This window comes from Methanosarcina sp. WH1 (assembly GCF_000970005.1).
Classification (GTDB): Archaea; Halobacteriota; Methanosarcinia; order Methanosarcinales; family Methanosarcinaceae; genus Methanosarcina.
The window spans coordinates 518,964-536,032 of the sequence record NZ_CP009504.1 but is presented as its reverse complement, the minus strand read 5'-3'; the positions used below and the strand labels follow the sequence as shown (position 1 = coordinate 536,032).

The following is a 17,069-nucleotide window of genomic DNA, read 5'->3' as shown; positions in this document are numbered from 1 at the left end:
ACTTATCCAGCATCAAAGTTAGCATCAAAGATTGCATCAAAGATAGCATCAAAGTTAGCATCAAAGTTAGCATCAAAGTAATAGATACAGCAATATATAATGACATCTGTCTAAAGAATAATGAAAGTAGTCCTTGATCCCGTACACGGTTACATCGAAATGGATGAAATCGTCCAGGAACTTCTGGCTACCCCCCAGATGCAGCGTCTCAGAAGGATTAAGCAGCTTGGCTTTTCAAACCTTGTATATCCGGGAGCAAACCATACCCGTTTTGAACACTCCCTCGGAGCCATGCACCTTGCCTCCATACTGATGAAAAACCTCAATTCTATTGAAAAGGATAAAAAAACAGAGATCAGAGCTGCCTCCCTTTTGCACGATGTAGGGCATGGGCCGTATTCCCACGTAACCGAGAATGCTATTGACAAGTATACCCGGCACAGGCATGATGATGTAAAGGAAATTGTAGGGAAAGGAGAAATAAAAGAAGTACTGAAAAAGCATGGAATTTCCCCTGGAGACCTTGCAAAACACATCAAAGGCGAAACCTCTTTAGGACAGATCCTCAGCAGTGAGATCGATGTGGACAGGATGGACTACCTTGTCCGGGACTCCCACTACACGGGGGTTGCCTTCGGGGTCGTGGACTACAACCGCCTGATCAACCAGATGCACTTTTACGAAAACAGGCTTGTTATCGACTACGGGGGGTTGAAAGCTGCCGAATCTCTTCTGGTCTCCCGTTTCTGGATGAATACCTCGGTTTACTATCATCACGTGACCAGAATTTCGGAAGCAATGTGTTCAAAAGCCGTGGAGTATATGGTCAAGAATGGGGAACTTGATCCATCCAGGCTCAGGCAGATGGATGACACAGACCTGACAGCAGCCATGCGAAACGCAAGCGGATATGCAGGAGAACTTGCCAGACGGCTGGATTCACGCAAACTCTATAAGCGGGCGCTTTATACAGGGCTTGAAGATGCAGGAAAAGGTGTACTCAAGCACCGAGATAAAATTGAGAGAGCTGAGAAGGAGATTGCAGAACTTGCAGGAGTAGACTCTCAATGCGTGCTTGTGGATATTCCAAAGACTCCTGAAATGCTGGAAATGAAAGCGATGATAAAAGCAGATCACAGGATGATCCCGCTTAATGAAGCTTCACATTTTGTATCAATCCTGCAGGAAGCCCATATGGATAACTGGAGAATGGGAGTCTACAGCCCAAAAGAGCACTGCGAAGCCGTGGGAAAAGCTGCAAAGGAATATTTTAACATTAAAAAGACCACAAAGCAGTTTAAGCTGAGTGATCTGGAAAAAACTTAAAATACAGGAGTAAAATTTTTGTTTAAAACCACAAGGAAAGTCTGCAGTGTAGAAATCATACTCGAGGTAAAAAAGATCGGGGAAGACTACCTGCTGACCCTTACCGGCGGGAAGGAACATGCAGGTGCTGTTGCGGTCGGGCTATTTGATGAAAAAAGCAGGAGAGCCAGCTCTTCTGTGATAACACTTCCCGGACACAGGGAAGAGCAGCTTGCCCTGGACAGTGCAAGGCGAGTAAGCAGGGCAACAGGAAAGACATCGGTATTTGTTGCCGGAATCCATGTGGATAATATCAGCCAGCAAGAGATCAGAGAAATAGTCTCAGCCGCAGAGGAAATGGTTGGAAGCTTCATTATCTCCTGTGAAAAAAGTGACATGACTGCAAGGAGAAGCAAATAATGGAAATAACTGTAGGAATCAGCGGGGCTTCAGGGGTGCAGTATGGGATCCGCCTTCTGGAAGTGCTGGCGAAAAAAGGAATTAAGACCCATCTTGTACTGACCGAAGCTGCAAAACAGATAATCGAGATCGAAACTGATTACTTGCCCATTGAAGTGGAAAAGCTTGCAACCTGGAATTATTTTCAGAAAGACTTTTCAGCCCCCATAGCCAGCGGTTCATATAAAACTGCAGGCATGGTCATCGCTCCCTGCAGCATGAAAACCCTCGGGGCAGTTGCAAACGGGATATCAGACACCCTGATAACAAGGGCTGCAGACGTCTGCCTGAAAGAGGAAAGAAAACTGATCCTGATGACAAGGGAAACTCCCCTGAACCTGATACACCTCGAGAACATGCTGAAGGCTAAAAGGGCTGGGGCAAGCATTCTCCCGGCATGTCCGGGTTTCTATTCCAGACCGAAAACCCTGGATGACCTCATAGACACCATGGCAGGCAGGGCGCTTGACCTTTTAGGAGTGGAAAACGACATATACCAGCGTTGGGAGTGAAAAAACGACTCAGGATCGGGAAACCCCTGCACAAATTCCAGAATTAAAGTAAGTAAAGCTGGAAGTGTTGATTCATAAAGTCAGATTACAGGTGTATGTTCTAACGAAAGCTATATAAAGGATAATAGCCTTTGAGAGGAAGTACCCTTGGGATAGTAGGGTAGCTTGGTCCATCCTCGAGCGTTTGGGACGCTTGGACCGCGGTTCAAATCCGCGCTATCCCATCCTTTTTCATATTTCTTATGTAATTTATCACTTTTTTTATAAAATCCTGCACAGGTAATGGCTGTTTAATATCTTTATTACTTCGGTTTACAGCGTAAAAGATATCATCCACAACAATTACTATAAAAAAATATTAATTTATAAATAAGGTCTTTATAAATAACAGATAATTTTAATATAGAAAACAGATTAATCCTGTTTTATGTGTGGGTGAATAACTCCGCAGAACTAACTGATTTAGAATCATTTTAATAGAGAAAACTTATTACTTATTTTAGGTGTGAATAAACTACTCCCTGGAACTCACCCTTTAAAATCAGACTATGTGAGCCATTTTATGTAGGGGTAAAATATCATGAAACAGATTCTTGAAACATTAAAAGGAAAGATAGCCGAAAACACCCTGACTTCCGACGACGTCTTTGCATTTACGGAAAGACTGAAAGAAAGTATGCGGGAAGGGGCCCCGATTGTCAAGAACGTCTTGCCTGCAAACATCGACATGCTCGAGATATATGCATTTGCCCTGCAGAAGATGGAGATGGCAAACGCAGGTGACAGTGGACTGAGGGCTGCAGATTGGAGAGAAAGTATCGATGACTTCAGCAAACTCAAAGAGTTCGTAGACAAACTGCAAGAGAGTGAGCTTATCAAAAACGTTGCCTGGAATGTCGGAGGCATGGCAATTTACGACATCCCTGACCCCAGTGGATATAAGAGGTATGTATACTGGAATATCAAGGCGGTTCTCGATAACATGGGGCTCTGCGAACTGCTTTAAGCTGAAAAACAGGGACAGAACACATAAAGAAATAAAAAGAAAGAAGAAATACAAAAGAAGAAACACATGCCTGTGCTTCAAGCAGGCATGTGCTGAGAACCCTTTCTTGAAAAAGAAGGTTTCGTAAATATTCAAGTTTTGTACATTTTTTCATCAATTATCGTTTTTTAGTTATAATTATTAGCTTCATACCTTCTTAGCGGTGCCTCACAACGCAGTTTGAAAGCCCAAGGATTTCCACAATATCACTGTTATCAGGGCTGTGGATTATCATCTGTCCTTTTTTGAGATAAGGAATCCTGCGTTCGTATTCTTTAGGGACGTTTAAGGATGAGATTGCAGCGTCATTATTGAGATTAAGGATCAGCTTTGTGTTGACCTGCTTGAAAACAGTGTCGTCAATATCCTGAGGGTCCTGCGTGATCAAAAAGAGCCCCAACGCTTCCTTTCTTCCCTGCCGGGCTGCGTCGGCGAAACGGGAGATGATAAGACGGGCATGTTCTCCGTTTGCACGGGAAAGATAGCGATGAGCTTCATCCAGCGCCAGGACGATTGGAGTTTCTTTAATGGCATCAATCCCTGTGGTATTGAGCTTGTTGTCAACAATCAGGCTCATGATTGTGAGCACTATGAGGTCCCTGATTCTAGGAGAACTTATGTACTCGGTTGGGAAAACCGAAATTTGCCCTGGCTTGAAGATTTTATCCACAATTTCGGTGATTGGAGTTGCATCCTGATCAAATACCTTCGGGAAAAACCGGCTACTGACTCTCCTCACAATTCCATCATAAGAGGACTCATGCAGTTTTCCACTGTCAACGTAGTGGGAACGAGTACCTTCATTTTCAATGTAGTTAATGAAGTTCAGGTAGGTATGGGGAACGCTTGATTTGAAAAAGTCCCCGAGGAGCACTTCAAGCCCTATGTACTGAAGTTCAGACATTCCGGCTGCCGATATCAGCCAGGAGTTGTACTTCACAAGGGAAAACGGAATTGTAAACTCGAGCTGTTCTGCCCTTGATTTATCTCCGGGATATTTCTGTCCGTCTACCTTTGCCACAAAAGCCTTTGTGGACTGAACCCTGCCGTAAGTGACATTTTCGGACTCAAACCTGAATTTGTCCTCTTCGGTCAGGGTTTCGTTGTCCTCAAAAAGCTGGGAATATTCGTCCTGAGGATCCATAATTACCAGGCAGGGATTTTTCCGGGCTTTATCGGGAGAATTCCGCAGTCGGTACCGGTTGCTTTCGGTCATGAACTGGCGCAGGATGTTTTTTGAGAGGAAAGTCTTTCCTGTTCCCGTGCTCCCGCAGATCAGTATATGCCTGAAAATAAGGGGGTCGCCCAGAAAATAATCGTTTCTCAGGTAATAGGCAACTGTTTCGGGTTCAGAGTGGGTCTTTACAAGTTCTCCTCCAACGCTGAGGTGCCCCAGGAAAACCCCCTCTTCAGGTATGTTCAACCCTGTTTGAACTTCAAGCCTATCCGTAACAGGCAGTATAGGAGTATTCGGGCGAGGAATTCTGTCTGCCATCCTGCGTGTAAGTGCACTATCTGATTTTTTCCGGTACAGGATGCAAAGAGGGTCAAGGCAGGCAAGAAACTTATAGTCTGCCTCATTCATAGGGCTTGCCCGGGCATTCAGCATGCGCCTCGAATGGATTTCAGTTGCATCATCCACTGCAAACTCCTGCCTGTACTGAAGTTTTCCTACCCTTGCAAAGAGTTTTTCTCCACCCTCATACGGCACAACAACATATGTCCCAAGCCTAATCTCACTCCTGCGGGCAGAAGCAATGTATCCAGTAATTGTAGCTCCCGAGTGAGTTATTTCCAGAGGCTCTATACCGGTTGTGACAATTCCGAAAGCTTCATCCAGAGATGGAGTAACTCCGGAGGTTTCAAAATCATAGCCATCAAATGCTTCAAATGGAAGTTCATCTTTTCCGGAAAGCCTTGCAACAAAAGAGTTATCCGGGGAAAAAGAGGACGTGAGCTCCGGAACAGCCTGTGAACGGCTGGGAAGAGCCTGAGAGGCTGTATTTGAACCATTATTTAAAGAGTTATGCGGATCGGCTTCCATAGGAGCTTCAGCTGAAGAAACAGGGAATTCTTCAAAAGCTGGCAGTGAGTCCAAGCCGGGGACTTCCGTAAGCAGATCCTTTTCCAGGTCTTTTTTTTCCAGATCCCTCGCCTTGGAACTTTCATCTGAGCCTGCATTATCGTCGGATTCGGCATCCTTTTCAGAAGCAGAAGTAGGTTTTGACTTATTGGAAATAAAAGCCAGAATATCGGCATCTTCATATTTCATTGATATTACCCCACCGAGTGTCATTATAAGAGATATCAGGACTCATATTTTCAAAAAATTTATCGATCTCCTGCCTCTCCACTTTCCTGATTTTTGCGAGGTGGTCTGCCTTTGTGAGAGTGAGGGGAAAACCATGCAAAGAAAGGTCAAAGAGCACTTTTTTGGTAATTTGCATGCGCAGGAAATCATCCTTAATAAGCCCATAAGGAGCTTCAACCTTAAAAACCACATCCGTGGAAGGTACGTAAAGCATGAAGAAACAGAGAGCATAGTCCTCAGGCGAAAACTTATGCCTGAGCTCTTGCTGGAATGCATCCCCGGCTGCAAGAGGAGAAGTCCCGTTAAGCATCCTTTCGTAAAATCGGTTGGGCTGCAAAAACCAATTAGTGTAAGTAATGTAAGTATTTCTGGAACCGTTATACTTGCCGTTTTTCCCGTTGGTTTTCGAATTATGTCTGTCATGCCCCTGCCCTCTCTGGCCTTCAACCTTGTAAAGGGAGAGAAGGTTTCGGAAAAACTGTGAATCAAGCATCCAGGGCAGGTCAAAACCTTCCCTTTTCTTCCGGACGCTGTCCATGATCTGCACGTCAGTCGGATTTTTTACAAAGCCTATCACAGGTCTCTTTTTTTCCAGAAAATGGTCCATAATATCAATGTAATTCTGGAGGATTTTTCGGGCATTATTGTTCTGCCGGATTTGCACTTCCTCGTCGTCCAGCACCATCCAGTACATGAGCTGTTTCGGATAAAGAGGCCCGTCCATTATGAAAAAGCTCTCCGGTTCTAACAGATCCTTCATGAAAAGCATGTGCTCGGATTCTGCCAGGTACATGGCTAAACTGTGCACCATGTCAGGAGCCTTTCTTTTCAGCTCGTCCGGAGCAATTGTTACCAGCTTTGCCCTCCCAAGCCCTTCATCGAAGGTTTCCCAGCCTGATGTCGCTCGCATTGCTATCCTCTGCGAAGAAGAATAAGCCGCACAGACAATTGTTCTGCACCTCTGGACATCAAGATCGGTAGGTGTTGCAGCCAGCCCGCAGTGGCAAAAGTCAACAAAAAGCCCACTGTCGTAAGTTTTCGGGTTCGTGCTCCCGCTGTCACAGGCATAAGTAACAGGATACGGATCCTCGCCCTGTGCCATCAGCTCGGGCCTGACCATCCCCCGAAAGAGCCTTTCCACAGCCTTCAGGATTACTTTCCCGTCAATCTTCAATTCCTCAAGCAGAAAATAAATATCAGCTGCCGTTTTTGATTCATCAGCTTCAAATGAACGGTCAATCCTCTCTGCAAGCTCCGAGATCTTATGCATATGCACGGGCTCAAGGGTCATGAATAAAAGATACTTAAAGAGTAATATATATTTGTTGAGTGGGAGATGGAATAGAGGGTAGATAGAAGGCAGATTTTCTGAGAAACAGGTGCTGAAAATAAGAAATATACAACTGTTTTTTAGGAAAAATCCTCTCAAATGATAGAGAAAAAAGATAGAAAACGGAAATCACAAGCTAAGTACAATTAGAGAGTTATCTCAGTACGCAGTCCCCCAGAAAGAGATACTTTGTAAGGATTCCCAGCTTTAATACTCAATCATCGCTGAAAAAGAAAATATTCTAAATTGTCGGGCGACCTGTTTGGGGTGAAGTGGCCGTTCGAAATTGATTTTTCGGTTTTATCTAAATTTCCTCAGTATAGCAAGTCCGATAAGGAGGGTTCCTGAAAAACCTATCAGGAAGGAGGGGATTTTTGGGGGATTTCTTACGACTTCTACTGATGCTCTTGCCTGAACGTAGGGTTTGAGATCTTTGGATATGAATGCGTCTGGAGTTTCGAGATAAGGGTTAATTCCCATCAAGGAAGAGACTGTGTATATTTTTGGAGAGATATTGTCAAAGGTCTGATTTTCCGAGCTGGATTTCAAGCCTGACCCATGTGAGTTTTCGGCGGAGATTCTTAGTTTTTTCTGGGCTATCCCTGCAAGACCTTTGTCATTTTCATAAGCACCTGCAAGGAAGAGGTAGTCTCCTGGAGGAAGTTCGAAGCTTTTTAGGGAAAAAGTGCTCTGGTCTTTTTCGCTTATACTTATAATACCATTGCCTTTTCCGATAAGAGCCTGGATATTGCTCTCAAGCTCTCCTTTTCCGGTTTCGGACTCAGATTCAATCAAACTGGCATTTAAACTCCTGAGAATATCGTTCCCGTTCACGATGGGCCTGATTCCGATATTCATCCGGCCTGAATTTGTGCCTTCAGATGTTGTATAGGCATCTTCACTTATCAGTAAAGCCCAGTACGTATAATTCTTCTGAACAGGTGCATTCTTCAGTTTCAGATTGACTTCAAAACTTTCGCCTTCCTCGAAGGTATACGGAACTCTGGCTTCCAGTTCGTATTTGAGAACTTCGAAATAGTTCGCTAAAAGAATCTCTTTTTCGGATTCAGGTTTTTCATTTTCGTTTCCTGCGAGGGTTATAAGGACCCAGTAACTTCCAGCAGGAAGAGGACCAACAGTTAGAGGAGATAAGTCTCCGTATTTGTTCAAAGTCCCGGGTATCTGGATATAAAATTCCGTGTTACTATTGAAAACATCTTCAAGGGAAATCGTACTTTCATTTATGCCGTTTGAAATGCCATTTTCAGGAAGAAACGGGCTTTTTTCCTTAACAAGATATATTTTAATTTTCTGCTGTCCGAGAGTTTCAGGCCCTCTATAGATTATCTTCACTTTCTCGTTTACAGTATAAAAAGAACGAAGAGAATAGGAATATGATTGTATGAATTTCAAATGGTTCCAGCTGCTGCCCCCTACTTTTATCTCAGGTATCACCGACTCGTTTCCTGCGCTGTCATTCCAGTTGTATACCTTTATTTCAGGGCTCATTTCCCCATTTTTTAGAGTTTGTGTATCATTGTACACTTCGGTTTTTGATTCATTTTTCGCCCCAATATATTGTTCATTATTTGCATCTGTTTTTTGTTCAAAGATAACGTTGGAGCTTGTGAGATAATCTAATCCAGTAATGCCATCTGTTTTTTCTTCAGAGCTAACTTGGGAGCCTGCCGGACAATCTAATCCGGAACTGGCATCTGTTTTTTGGTTCTGCCTGTCTACTACATTACTTGAATCTGTTTTTTGATTTTGGCAGTCTACTACGTCAACTGGACCTGTTTTTTGTTTATGATCATCTACTACATTACTTGCATCTGTTTTTTGTTTATGATCATCTACTACATTACTTGCATCTGTTTTTTGTTTATGATCATCTACTACATTACTTGCATCTGTTTTTTGTTTATAAGAATATACTATGCCACTTGAATCTGTTTTTTGTTTATGATCATCTACTACATTACTTGCATCTGTTTTTTGTTTATAAGAATATACTACATTACTTGCATCTGTTTTTTGTTTATGAGAATATACTATGCCACTTGAATCTGTTTTTTGTTTATGATCATCTACTACATTACTTGCATCTGTTTTTTGTTTATGACCATCTACTACATTACTTGAATCTGTTTTTTGTTTATGATCATCTACTACATTACTTGCATCTGTTTTTTGTTTATGACCATCTACTACATTACTTGCATCTGTTTTTTGTTTATGACCATCTACTACATTACTTGCATCTGTTTTTTGTTTATGACCATCTACTACGTCACTTGCATCTGTTTTTTGTTTATGACCATCTACTACGCCACTTGAATCTGTTTTTTGTTTATGATTATCTACTACGCCACTTGAATCTGTTTTTTGTTTATGACCATCTACTACGCCACTTGAATCTGTTTTTTGATTATGATTATCTACTACGCCACTTGAATCTGTTTTTTGTTTATGATTATCTACTACGCCACTTGAATCTGTTTTTTGTTTATGACCATCTACTACGTCACTTGCATCTGTTTTTTGTTTATGATCACCTACTACGCCACTTGAATCTGTTTTTTGTTTATGATCACCTACTACGCCACTTGAATCTGTTTTTTGTTTATGATTATCTACTACGCCACTTGAATCTGTTTTTTGTTTATGACCATCTACTACATTACTTGTATCTGTTTTTTGTTTATGATCACCTACTACGCCACTTGAATCTGTTTTTTGTTTATGATTATCTACTACGCCACTTGAATCTGTTTTTTGTTTATGATTATCTACTACGCCACTTGAATCTGTTTTTTGTTTATGACCATCTACTACATTACTTGTATCTGTTTTTTGTTTATGATCACCTACTACGCCACTTGAATCTGTTTTTTGTTTATGATCACCTACTACGCCACTTGAATCTGTTTTTTGTTTATGATCATCTACTACGTCACTTGTATCTGTTTTTTGGTCCTGATCGTCTACTACATTACTTGTATCTGTTTTTTGGTCCTGATCGTCTACTACATCACTTGTATCTGTTTTTTGGTCCTGGTCATCTACTACATCACTTGTATCTGTTTTTTGGTCCCGGTTATCTACTACATTACTTGAATCTGTTTTTTGGTCCTGATCATCTACTACATTATTTACATCCGTTTTTTGGTCCTGATCATCTACTACATTATTTACATCCGTTTTTTGGTTATGGTCATCTACTACATTACTTACATCTGTTTTTTGTTTATGATTAACTACTACATCACCCGTGTCTGTTTTTTGGTTATGATCATCTACTATGTCGCCCGTGTCTGTATTTTGGTTATGATCATCTACTACGTCACTTGCATCTGTTTTTTGATTATGATCATCTACTATATTACTTACATCTATTTTTTGTTCATGATCGTCTACTACATTACTTACATCCTTTTTTTGTTCATGATAGTCTACTATGCCACTTGAGTGGCTTTTTGTGCTGTTTTCTACCCCTGTGGCTGATACTGAAATTATTGAAAAAATAAGAATTAATAAAATCCAGGTTAATTTCCATTTACTACCAAGTGTTCCTTTACACAACCCTGTTTTTTTCTTCAATCACTACACCCCTTAATTATCCTCGTTTAGACTTAAATCTGGTTTTTACGTTCCCTTTCAAAATTTCATCTTGATGGAAATCCAGTTTGTTTAGAATTAAACACTTTAAAAATTGTATACCCATTCTTGTCATACAATAATGAAAGTTGGCTAAGAGTACTTATCCGAAAAGTATTGTGACTTACTGTAACTATCACAAAATGCAATATTCACAAACGGAAAGGATACTTGGACATTAGAGGTCTATTGGAACTTATCAACATGCATTACTGACTCTTCGAATAGGCTCCAAGATTTTTTGATAATCAGCCGTAACTTGACTACAGTTGGTTACGATTTCTTATAAAAATATATCTTTTTGATACAGTTACAAAAAAAAACAAACCAGTGCTTCGGTCGTCCACTGATACAGAATTGGTGTTTTCAGGATAGAAGACCAAACGCGACTTTTGGTTGCTTTTTGATGCCTTTACAACACGATGGTTCTACAAATGCCAGGCTCACGGAAAGTGTTTGAAGTCCTCTTATTCTTTCCCAGTTTTTTCTTGTTCCTCTGGTTAAATTGGGTGAAATATATGCCCTTGAAAAAATATTAGATGAATTAGAGAAATCAAACGGCTTGTTTTTGGGCTTTCCATGATTATTACGATAAAGGAAAACTGGTCGTCCATCATTTGTTGATTGATATTAATTCAAAATAATCGAAATACAGTTTACAGCTATTCCTTTCCCACATTTTTAGCACTGCTGTGACCGAACTGCTGTGTGGGCATACAAACGCAAGCAAAAGCCATATTTGAGAATATACCATGAAAACATCAATCAGGTATTAGTGGATAACCAAAATTAATTTGGGAAATTTATTTCAGCATTCCACCTTTCCAGAAAAACTTCTTTTTTGGACTTCGTTCAAACTTCTCAAAGCACTCCGGAGAAAGCACAGGAGACTTTGCTTCTTCAAGGGGGATGCTGAACATTCTTTTCGGCTTTCCGGCTTTGTCACCGAGCCCTATGACGACGTAAAACGGAATCTCATTGTCCCTTGCAAAGCTCCTGTAGCGTCCTAGTTGACGGGTTGCAGCCCACTGGAGTTTGCCTTTGAAGAGTTTTGACCTGTACTTGCACTCCACGCAGAAGATTTCATTGGTGGGTTTGTAGCGGAAGACAAGGTCAGGGCCGCAGTCGGATTCTACGAATCGGGTATGTTTTCTTGCCATATCTGTAGTCCACTGCACGATGGAGAATTGCTTTTCATCGAAGAGGTCCACCACGTATTTTTCGAAGTCATCTCCCTTTTGCTCGGCCTCATTTTCAAAAATAATGCTAATGATTTTTCTTAGTTTTCCGAATAACCCCATAGTTAATCACTATCGTTTTTGTGAAGCTACAGGGATACTTTAGCATATTTATAAACATGGTGGTATGAAATACAAAAAAATACTGACTGTACTCCTCAGTGAAAAGCCCGGAAAACCTTAATTTAAAAAAAGGAGTATACTATAGTAGAAGAAATATAAAGCCGAATAAAAATAATCGGGACAAAATTAAAAATCTCAGGATTCTACGCCTATGGGGAGAAGGCCGAAGAATTATCAGGAAAAGCTGATTGCACCGGAAAGGGCAGCTGAGCTTATGGAGGAAGGCTGGAAACGGGCAGATCTGCACGTGCATACTACCTGTTCTTTTGATGTGCTCCCGGCAAAAGATTTGCGTCCTGAAAGCCTTTATGAAAAAGCCCTTGGGATGGGAATGGATTTTGTAACATTTACGGACCATAATACAGTCAACGCATACGAAATTCTCGGATGGGACAGGGAAAAACTGGTCTCTGGCGTTGAAATGACCATCTATGACCCGGAGTTTGCAGGGCACACACTACATGTGAACGTTTTCGAACTTTGTAGAGAAGACTTTTTAGAACTTACAGAGATTTCAATAATAGAACATGACCTGAAGAGTTTTATAAGATATCTCAAAAGTCATAAACTGCCCTTTATCTACAACCATCCCTTCTGGTTTGAGCTTCGCCAGGAGCCTGACCTCTCTGCAGTGCCTAAACTGGCAAAATTATTTCCTGTACTTGAATATAACATGCATGAGCTCAAGCAGAAAAATGAGCTTACGATCGCCCTTGCGGAAAGGTTCGGTAAAGGCATCGCTGCAACAACGGACACCCACTCAGGGGGGCTTGGGAAGGTGTATACGCTTGCAAAGGGAGACAACTTCAGAGAATATTTCAAAAATATAGAGAAAGGAAAAAGTTACATTGTCCCTGAAGACCTTACAAGGGAAATTCTGATGGAAGAAATGAATACGTGGATAGACCTGATATTTGAAAAAAGCCAGAGAACCCGCGATATAAAAAGGTACCTGACAGGAATAAAGTCCCTGGATACAATGGTAAGGGTCTCGAGGAGCACACTTTTAAACTACTCTCCCAGGCTTAACCGGACAACCATGGACCTGCTTTATATGATCTCAAATACCGGGCTTCCAGCTTCCATCTATATTCACTCGAAAGAAAGCTTTGCAAGAAAAATTGAAAAAAAGATTGAGATTAAAAGTCAAAAGTAAAAACACAATTTTTCTCAAAGCATTTTTCTGTTTTCCAGTTAGATTGAAGCTACACTCAAAAAATAGGCTGCGTAGAAATCTGTTTTTTAAAAAAGAGATTAAAAATCAAAAGGTTTATATTACGAAATTGTTTAGAACCTATAACATAAAAAAAAATAATTTCGTATGATTTTTAATTATCAATATATCCAATATTATTAATATACAGATAAAATTGAAGAAAAATACACATCAAGGTTACCATTATCGTTCAGACTCCAAATTTAACATGTAACGTGTAGGAGTACTCAAAATTCACGCATACTATTGTCCCCACCCTCTATTGGTGCAAAGAAGAAGCAGGACAACAATGAGTTTTTCAAAATAACCGGGGCCTTTGGTGCTATTTCTGCAATCCAGGAGAAAGGAAGTAAAACAGGAAGAGGCAGCAGGATGAAACAGAGGAAACATTTCAAGAGATCAGGATTAAACAGAGGATTGAAACAGGGGCTAACTTTTGCCACACTCATTTTTATTTTTTGTGCAAACATGTATCCAGCAGGAGCGGCAGAGTCTGAAGATTCTAGAGAAAACTTTACGCCCTCAGAAGACGGAATTTTGGACCAGGTTATTACGTATATAAAAGCCCTGCTCGGAGAAGGGGAAGAATTGCAGAACTCGGAACCGATCTCCGAAGCAGCAGCTAAAGAGATGCAGCAGTCAGCAATTTCCAAAAGAACGGTTCTGAAAATCGCAACTCCAAATGTAATAAAATCTGCATCATTTATAGGAGACTCAAATCTGGGGGTTTTTACCCATCTCTCAAACCCTCCCCTCATGAAAATGGACTCTGAGGGGCACCTTGCAGGTCAGCTTGCTGAAAGCTACGAGGTTTCGGAAAATAACACGTGCTGGACCTTTTACCTGAAAGATGACCTCTACTGGAGTGACGGAGAACCGGTGACCCCGGAAGATATAGAATTCTCAATCCGCTACTACGGGAAAGAGACCCCCTGGGCCAGCTGGATCAATAATACCCTGGAAAGTTCGACCGTATCGGAAGATAACAATTCCGTGACCTTCAAATTCAACAAGCCTTACACCCGCATCGACCTGGAGTTTGCGACCTACAATATCCTTCCTGCTCATGTATGGGAAACGATAGAAAACCCGATGGAATACATAAACAATGGCCCCTATGTGGGCTGCGGACCTTACTATCTCAAACTGATAGACCTCAATGCCGGAAAACTCGTTTTTGAGAAAAATCCTTACTGGAAAGGAAAAGCCCCGGCATTCGGAAGTGTGGTGGTCCATTTCTACTCAAACGTGGACGTTGCCACCCTTGCCCTAAAAAACGGGGATGCCGACACTTACTACAAATACGCAGGGTCGTACCCTTATTCCGAAATTGGGCAGCTTGAAGAAACCGGAGATTTTGATTTTCTGGAAAAAACGGATATCGGACTGATTTTCCTTGCCCCGAACCTGGAAAAAGCTCCTTTTTCGGACCTGAAATTCAGGGAAGCTCTTGCCTATGCCATAAATTATAAAGAAATCGTCAGGCTTGAAACCCTAGGGTATGGGGAAGTCCCTAACCGTGGTTTTGTGCCACCTGTGATGGAGTCGTTTAAGGAAACTGAAAAACTTGAGTATGACCCTGAAAAAGCCAGAGAGATTCTGGAAGAAGCAGGATATTCGGACAGCAACGGGGACGGAATCCTGGAAGGAAAAGACGGAGAAAACATCGAACTTGAAATCCTTATCCGGCCCGAGTACGCCCGCACAGGCGAACTTCTTAAAGAGTATTTTGAGAATGTGAGTCTTGCCGCCGACCTGAGGACTGCGGATTCGGATACCTGGATTACCCTGAAAGACAATTATGAATATGACCTGACCGTTACCCGTTCCACCCCCTGGGGCATGCTGATGCACGCAAGCTGGGGGAGCGGCTACTTCGATTCCAGAAGGACAGGACAAGGAGTCATGCACAACGTGGACAACCCCGAGTTCCTGGAACTATGCGATGAGATCCTGGCAACAACGGACCCTGCAGAACTTGAAACCTGTGCCCACGAGCTTCAGGACTACTATGCAGAAGAGCTGCCCGCAATTCCCCTCTACTGGAACAATGTGGTAACGCCGTTCAACCGGGAATTCGATTGCTGGTATGCAGACCCCCTCTACGGGATCTATAACCTGGAAAACTTCGTGAATGTAAGGAAAAATTCTGCTTAAGGAGATAGATGCGTATGGAGTGGACAAAAAGCAAGCTGTTCTGTATTGCAGCTCTCTCTTTACTATTTTTAGGAGGGGCATTCCAGGTCATGCCGCCTTCGGGAGATGAAGAGGCATTGGGGATTGAAACTCCGGGTGCGCAAGCAGATACGGATGCGAAATCATCTGAAGGACCTGAAAAAGTCCTGAAGATTGCAACCCCGAACGTCATAAAATCTGAATCCCTGATAGGAGACTACTACCTGGGCATCTTTGCCCATCTCTCCAATTTCCCCCTAATGCAAATGTCCGAAGACGGCAGGATAGTCGGCAGGCTGGCTGATCATTATGAGGTTTCGGAAGACCACAGGGAATGGACCTTCTATATCCGGGATGACCTTTACTGGAGTGACGGAAAGAAGGTGACCCCCGAAGATGTACAGTTCAGCATAATTTACTATGGAGAAAAACATCCTGCTTGCCGCTGGATCAACGAAACCCTGGAAAGTTCCTCCGTTTCGCAGACTGAAAACTCGGTGACTTTCAGGTTCGACAGACCCTACACCCGCATCAACCTGGAATTTGCGACCTACTATATTCTTCCCGCCCATATATGGGAAAAGATAGACAATCCAATGGAATACTCAAGCAAAGGCCCTTATGTGGGCTGTGGGCCCTATTATATAGAATCCGTAGACCTGAACACCGCCCGCCTCGTCTTCCGGAAAAACCCTTACTGGGAAGGCAAAAGCTGTGCCTTTGATAAGGTAGAGGTTGACTGGTACGCAAATGAAGATGCCGCCTGCCTGGCCCTTGAAAAAGGAGAAGCTGACACCTACTACAAATATGCTTCCTCCTACCCCTACGCGAACATCGAGCGTCTGGAAAAAACTGGGGACTTCAACTTTGTCAAAAAGGACAGTATCGGAATTTTCTATCTTGGGATTACCTTAAACGAAGCCCCCCGTTCGGACCTTGAATTCAGGGAAGCCCTATCCTATGCCATAAATTACGAAGAAATCATGCAGCTTGACACCCTGGGTTACGGAAGCATTCCCAACAGGGGGCTGGTTCCCCCGGACATGGAATACTACAAACCCACGGAAAAATGCAGTTACGACCCGGAAAAAGCCAGGGAAATCCTGGAAAAGGCAGGGTATGAAGACCACAATGGAAACGGGATCATGGAAGACAAAAACGGAAAAGATATCCTCCTGGAACTCATGATCTGTCCGGGCTACGAAAGGGATGCTGAACTTTTGCAGGAGTACTTCCGTGATGTGGGAATCGACATTGAAATAGAAAACGTTGACCTGAACACCTACGGGGACCGAAAGGACAGTTCCAGGTACGAGCTTGTCTTTTCCAGGACCACACCCTGGGGCATGCTGATGCACGCGGGACTGGGTACCGGGTACTTCGATTCCAGACGCTACGGATACATCGAAGATCCTGTCTTTACCGGACTTTGCGACCAGCTCCTGAATACTACCGATCCCGAAACCCTGCGTTCCTGTTCTTACTCCCTGCAGGACTATTATGCAGAAGAGCTGCCGGTAATTCCGGTTTACTGGAAAAAGGAGGTTACCCCCTATAATAAAAGGTTCGAAGGCTGGCACTACAACAGCCTTGAAGGAATCTACACCCTGGATACCTTCCTCGATGTACATGAGGTATGAGACAGGAGCAGTTTCCGGATAACATTGCTTTGAAAACGAAAAAACGATTTGAAAAGGC

12 protein-coding genes and 1 tRNA gene are annotated in these 17,069 nt (G+C 42.5%); 8 read left to right on the top strand and 5 right to left on the bottom strand.

What is annotated here, in order from left to right; all coding sequences use genetic code 11:
• The first annotated feature begins 120 nt into the window (after positions 1-120).
• The 5 genes from MSWH1_RS02430 to MSWH1_RS02410 all read left to right on the top strand — a co-directional run bounded on the left by MSWH1_RS02430 (position 121) and on the right by MSWH1_RS02410 (position 3,282).
• Positions 121-1,326 carry an HD domain-containing protein gene (locus tag MSWH1_RS02430; RefSeq protein ID WP_048125754.1) on the top strand — a complete coding sequence of 402 codons (1,206 nt, stop codon included), beginning with the start codon at positions 121-123 and terminating at the stop codon, positions 1,324-1,326.
• Between the two features lie 18 nt (positions 1,327-1,344).
• Positions 1,345-1,725, top strand: a complete 381-nt coding sequence (locus tag MSWH1_RS02425; protein ID WP_048125752.1) for a hypothetical protein — start codon at positions 1,345-1,347, stop codon at positions 1,723-1,725.
• Positions 1,725-2,276: a UbiX family flavin prenyltransferase gene (locus MSWH1_RS02420; RefSeq protein ID WP_048125750.1), complete on the top strand. Its 552-nt coding sequence runs from the start codon at positions 1,725-1,727 to the stop codon at positions 2,274-2,276. Before MSWH1_RS02425 ends, MSWH1_RS02420 begins: the two co-directional genes overlap by 1 nt.
• Before the next feature lie 149 nt (positions 2,277-2,425).
• Positions 2,426-2,500 (top strand) — tRNA-Pro (locus MSWH1_RS02415).
• Between the two features lie 356 nt (positions 2,501-2,856).
• Positions 2,857-3,282 carry a hypothetical protein gene (locus tag MSWH1_RS02410; protein WP_048125748.1) on the top strand — a complete coding sequence of 142 codons (426 nt, stop codon included), beginning with the start codon at positions 2,857-2,859 and terminating at the stop codon, positions 3,280-3,282.
• Between the two features lie 196 nt (positions 3,283-3,478).
• Here MSWH1_RS02410 and MSWH1_RS02405 read toward each other — a convergent pair whose 3' ends face one another.
• From MSWH1_RS02405 to MSWH1_RS02390, 4 genes are all read right to left on the bottom strand, one after another.
• Positions 3,479-5,593: an ATP-binding protein gene (locus tag MSWH1_RS02405; protein ID WP_231591870.1), complete on the bottom strand. Its 2,115-nt coding sequence runs from the start codon at positions 5,591-5,593 to the stop codon at positions 3,479-3,481.
• Positions 5,583-6,923: a DNA double-strand break repair nuclease NurA gene (locus tag MSWH1_RS02400; protein WP_048125744.1), complete on the bottom strand. Its 1,341-nt coding sequence runs from the start codon at positions 6,921-6,923 to the stop codon at positions 5,583-5,585. The genes MSWH1_RS02405 and MSWH1_RS02400 overlap by 11 nt, the downstream gene beginning before the upstream one ends.
• A 339-nt stretch (positions 6,924-7,262) precedes the next feature.
• Positions 7,263-10,562 (bottom strand): TIGR04279 domain-containing protein, encoded by a 3,300-nt coding sequence (locus tag MSWH1_RS17330; protein WP_052722537.1) that lies wholly within the window; start codon positions 10,560-10,562, stop codon positions 7,263-7,265.
• 860 nt (positions 10,563-11,422) lie between these two features.
• A complete protein-coding gene (locus tag MSWH1_RS02390; protein WP_048125742.1) occupies positions 11,423-11,920 on the bottom strand; it encodes a hypothetical protein in 498 nt (165 codons plus the stop codon).
• Between the two features lie 211 nt (positions 11,921-12,131).
• Here MSWH1_RS02390 and MSWH1_RS02385 point away from each other — a divergent pair, with 211 nt between their 5' ends.
• Positions 12,132-13,136 (top strand): PHP domain-containing protein, encoded by a 1,005-nt coding sequence (locus tag MSWH1_RS02385; RefSeq protein ID WP_197074008.1) that lies wholly within the window; start codon positions 12,132-12,134, stop codon positions 13,134-13,136.
• Between the two features lie 287 nt (positions 13,137-13,423).
• Here MSWH1_RS02385 and MSWH1_RS19555 read toward each other — a convergent pair whose 3' ends face one another.
• The gene (locus MSWH1_RS19555; RefSeq protein WP_197074637.1) at positions 13,424-13,666 is read right to left on the bottom strand and encodes a hypothetical protein; all 243 of its coding nucleotides are present in this window, start codon (positions 13,664-13,666) and stop codon (positions 13,424-13,426) included.
• Between MSWH1_RS19555 and MSWH1_RS02380 the strand changes: the two genes are divergently transcribed.
• Both MSWH1_RS02380 and MSWH1_RS02375 read left to right on the top strand, forming a co-directional pair.
• Positions 13,665-15,353 (top strand): ABC transporter substrate-binding protein, encoded by a 1,689-nt coding sequence (locus MSWH1_RS02380; RefSeq protein ID WP_231591868.1) that lies wholly within the window; start codon positions 13,665-13,667, stop codon positions 15,351-15,353. The two genes, MSWH1_RS19555 and MSWH1_RS02380, sit on opposite strands and share 2 nt — an antisense overlap.
• Positions 15,354-15,367: 14 nt before the next feature.
• Positions 15,368-17,011: an ABC transporter substrate-binding protein gene (locus MSWH1_RS02375; RefSeq protein WP_052722536.1), complete on the top strand. Its 1,644-nt coding sequence runs from the start codon at positions 15,368-15,370 to the stop codon at positions 17,009-17,011.
• Positions 17,012-17,069: the final 58 nt, after the last annotated feature.

Excerpts from the sequence above, each read along its gene's own strand:
- MSWH1_RS02430 (WP_048125754.1), top strand. The coding sequence starts at position 121 with ATGAAAGTAGTCCTTGATCCCGTACACGGTTACATCGAAATGGATGAA.
- MSWH1_RS19555 (WP_197074637.1), bottom strand. The coding sequence starts at position 13,666 with ATGTTTGCACAAAAAATAAAAATGAGTGTGGCAAAAGTTAGCCCCTGT.
- MSWH1_RS02380 (WP_231591868.1), top strand. The coding sequence starts at position 13,665 with ATGTATCCAGCAGGAGCGGCAGAGTCTGAAGATTCTAGAGAAAACTTT.
- MSWH1_RS02400 (WP_048125744.1), bottom strand. The coding sequence starts at position 6,923 with ATGACCCTTGAGCCCGTGCATATGCATAAGATCTCGGAGCTTGCAGAG.
- MSWH1_RS02420 (WP_048125750.1), top strand. The coding sequence starts at position 1,725 with ATGGAAATAACTGTAGGAATCAGCGGGGCTTCAGGGGTGCAGTATGGG.
- MSWH1_RS02390 (WP_048125742.1), bottom strand. The coding sequence starts at position 11,920 with ATGGGGTTATTCGGAAAACTAAGAAAAATCATTAGCATTATTTTTGAA.
- MSWH1_RS02385 (WP_197074008.1), top strand. The coding sequence starts at position 12,132 with ATGGGGAGAAGGCCGAAGAATTATCAGGAAAAGCTGATTGCACCGGAA.
- MSWH1_RS02375 (WP_052722536.1), top strand. The coding sequence starts at position 15,368 with ATGGAGTGGACAAAAAGCAAGCTGTTCTGTATTGCAGCTCTCTCTTTA.
- MSWH1_RS02405 (WP_231591870.1), bottom strand. The coding sequence starts at position 5,593 with ATGAAATATGAAGATGCCGATATTCTGGCTTTTATTTCCAATAAGTCA.
- MSWH1_RS02410 (WP_048125748.1), top strand. The coding sequence starts at position 2,857 with ATGAAACAGATTCTTGAAACATTAAAAGGAAAGATAGCCGAAAACACC.